Source organism: Duganella levis, from assembly GCF_009857605.1.
GTDB classification, from domain to species: domain Bacteria; phylum Pseudomonadota; class Gammaproteobacteria; order Burkholderiales; family Burkholderiaceae_D; genus Rugamonas; species Rugamonas levis.
This window is the reverse complement of record NZ_WWCT01000073.1, coordinates 1-2,901: the sequence shown is the minus strand read 5'-3', so window position 1 is coordinate 2,901 and position 2,901 is coordinate 1. Positions and strand designations below refer to the sequence as shown.

General features: G+C 68.0%; 3 protein-coding genes. 1 reads left to right on the top strand and 2 read right to left on the bottom strand.

Annotation, left to right across the window (positions count from 1 at the left end):
- Positions 1-239: 239 nt before the first annotated feature.
- Entirely contained in the window at positions 240-845 is a 606-nt protein-coding gene (locus GTP69_RS30750; RefSeq protein ID WP_229261231.1) for an alpha/beta hydrolase, read from the top strand.
- A gap of 16 nt (positions 846-861) precedes the next feature.
- On the opposite strand, the gene GTP69_RS30745 is transcribed toward GTP69_RS30750, so the two are convergent.
- Both GTP69_RS30745 and waaF read right to left on the bottom strand, forming a co-directional pair.
- Positions 862-2,385 (bottom strand): sensor domain-containing diguanylate cyclase, encoded by a 1,524-nt coding sequence (locus tag GTP69_RS30745; RefSeq protein ID WP_161058419.1) that lies wholly within the window; start codon positions 2,383-2,385, stop codon positions 862-864.
- A 64-nt stretch (positions 2,386-2,449) separates the two neighbouring features.
- The coding region (waaF, locus tag GTP69_RS30740) for a lipopolysaccharide heptosyltransferase II (protein WP_161058418.1) at positions 2,450-2,901 on the bottom strand (452 nt) is incomplete at its 5' end.

Below are 2,901 nucleotides of genomic sequence, written 5' to 3'. Positions count from 1 at the left end.
TCGTCCGCCGGCGCAGCAGCCTCGGCAGGCGGCCAGTCCGGCGCGGCCCGCGCCACGGCCCAACGCAGCACGCCGGTCAAAGCGGGCGGTGACGACTGGGAGGAATTCTGAACACGCCGGCGCCAGCATCGGCGCCACCGCCCTCGCCGTACGCGGACGGTCGCCTGCATGCGCGGCCCGACCTGCTGCGGCAAATTCCGCACCAGCGCCAGCCGGCGCTGGACTGCGGCACGCACCAGTTGTCGTTTAACGACGGCCGCAAGGCGGTGCTGCATGTGCCGCCGCATCTGGATTCGGGCAGCGGCGCCGGCGGCCAGCCGTTGCACCTTTTGGTCTGGCTGCACGGCGCCGGCGGCCTGCATGGCGGCGGCGACAACATCGCGCTGGCGCACGCGGTCCGCCACGGCGCCCTGCTGCTGATTCCGGAAGCGCTGTCGACCAGCTGGGACATGCTGCGCGGCGGCTTCGGCGCCGACCTCGCCTTCCTCGACCGCGCGCTGCTGTGGACCATGCAGCGCTATCAGGTGGACGAACACGCGATGGCGCTGGCCGGCTTTTCCGACGGCGCTTCGTACGCGCTGTCGGTGGGGCTGATGAACGGGCACCTGTTCAGCGACATCCTGGCGTTCTCGCCCGGCTACATGGCGCCGTTGCGGCGCGAAGGACGGCCGCGCGTGGCCGTTGTACACGGCAAGGACGATCCGGTGCTGCCGGTGCACCGCGGCCACGATATCGCCCAGCGGCTGACGCAGGAAGGCTACGAGGTCAGCTACACCGAATTCGACGGCGCCCACATCGTCTCGCCGCCAGAGGCGCGCGCCGCCCTGCACCGGCTGGAGAGTTAGCCCGCCGGTACGACGCTCAGGCCAGGCTAACCTGGTTGCGCCCCGCCGACTTGGCCACATACAGCGCCTTGTCGGCCGCCTCCACCAGCATGCCGGCCACATGCACGCCACGCTGCGGCGCGATGGTCGCCACGCCGGCGCTCAGCGTCACCACGCCGAACGGACTGCCGTTGTGCGCCATCTGCAAATTCTGCACCGCCTCGCGGATGCGTTCGGCCACCGCCTGTGCGCCGGCCAGATCGGTATTCGGCAGCAGGATGCCGACCTCCTCGCCGCCATAGCGCGCGGTCAGATCCCCAGGCCGCTTGGGCGTCAATGCACGGATCAGCTTGCTCACCGCGCGCAGCACCTCGTCACCGGCGCTGTGGCCGTACATATCGTTGTATTGCTTGAAGTAATCGACATCGATCATGATGAACGCCAGCGTATCCTGGTGCCGCATGGCGCGGCTGAATTCATTGCCCAGCGTGACATCGAACTGGCGCCGGTTGGCCAGCCCGGTCAGACCATCCGACATGGCCTGCCGCTCCAGCGTGTGGTTGGCGCTCTCCAGCGCATCGCGCGCCTGACGTAGCTCGGCCTCGGCCTGCGCGCGCAGCTTGATCTGGTCCACCAGCCGTTTGCCGAAAAAGCCCAGCAACGCCGCCAGCACCACCACCCCGATCGACCGCGTGAAGGTGTCGCGCCGCCAGTTCTCCAGCATTTCCTCGCGCGACATGGCGGCCGTGACAAACAGCGGATAGTGCTCCAGCGGCCGGAAGCTGTTAAGTCGCATCTCGTTATCGTGAAAGGAATGGAAGAAGGCGCTGCCGGTGCGCGCCGCGCCGGCCGCCGCCGCATAGTGGCGGAACAACTCGCTGTCGCGCATGCTGCTGCCGACCCGGCCGCTGTCGAACGGCTGGCGCAGCAGCAGCGTGCCGTCGTTGGACAGCAGCGCCACCGCGCCGCGCGTGCCGAGGTCCAGGCTTTCATAGAAGCGGCGGAAGTAATCGATGTCCAGCGTGGCCAGCACCACGCCGCCGAAACTGCCGTCCGGCTTATTGAGGCGGCGCGACACCGGCATGATCCACTTGCCGCTGGAACGGCTGATCACCGGCAGGCCGACGTGCGGACCGCGTTCCGTGTGGGTACGGTGATAGATGAAGTATTCGCGGTCGGCGTTGTTGTAGGCCTGGCTCAGCACGGCACGCGAATTGACGATCCAGCTGCCGCTTTCGTCGTAGACAAACAGTCCCACCAGTTGCGGCAGATTGGCCACCTGCGCCTGCATCTGCTGTTGCAGGCGCGCCAGCGCGCGCGCGCTGCGGCCGTCCGACTCGATGCGTTCGACGACATCGGCCAGCGCGATGTCGGCCGCCTTGATGGTGTCGTCGGCCTGCTGCGCCATGGCGCGCGCCAGGTTGGCGCCCTGCCGTTCTTTTTCCAGCAACTGTTCGCTGCGGGCGTTAATGCTGCGCCAGACGTCGACGCCGACCAGCGACAGGCACACCACCGTGACAAACACGGTGGCCCAGAAAGTGATGGAAAGGCGCTTGAACATGGGCTTGCAACCGGCGTTGTTCTTACCGCTTTATACAGTAATTCCGCCCGTCATGCAGCGCTGCTTAGGCCGCCGCCAGCATCGGCTGCAAGCGCTGCCACGCCAGATCCGGCGTCAGCTTGACCATGCAGTCGTGATGACCGAGCGGACATTCGCGCTGCTTGCATGGCGAACAATCGAGGCGCAGCGAAATCGATGCCGCCAGGTCCGAGAACGGCGGCGCGTGATCGGGGTCAGTCGGGCCGTACAGCGCCAGCACCGGCCGGTTCAGCGCCGAGGCGATGTGCAGCAAGCCGGAATCGTTGGCCACCACGGCAGCGGCGCGCGCGATCAGCGCGATCGCCTCGGCCAGGCTGGTGGCGCCGGCCAGGTTGAATACCGCCGTGCCATCCGGCAGGCCGGCCGCCACCTCGGCGCAGGCCGCGTGGTCCTTGGGCGAGCCGAGCAAGGCGATCTGGGTCGATGGCTCGCGCGCCAGCACCGCCTTGGCGAGGCCGGCGAAATGCTGCGCCGGCC

Excerpts from the sequence above, each read along its gene's own strand:
- GTP69_RS30745 (WP_161058419.1), bottom strand. The coding sequence starts at position 2,385 with ATGTTCAAGCGCCTTTCCATCACTTTCTGGGCCACCGTGTTTGTCACG.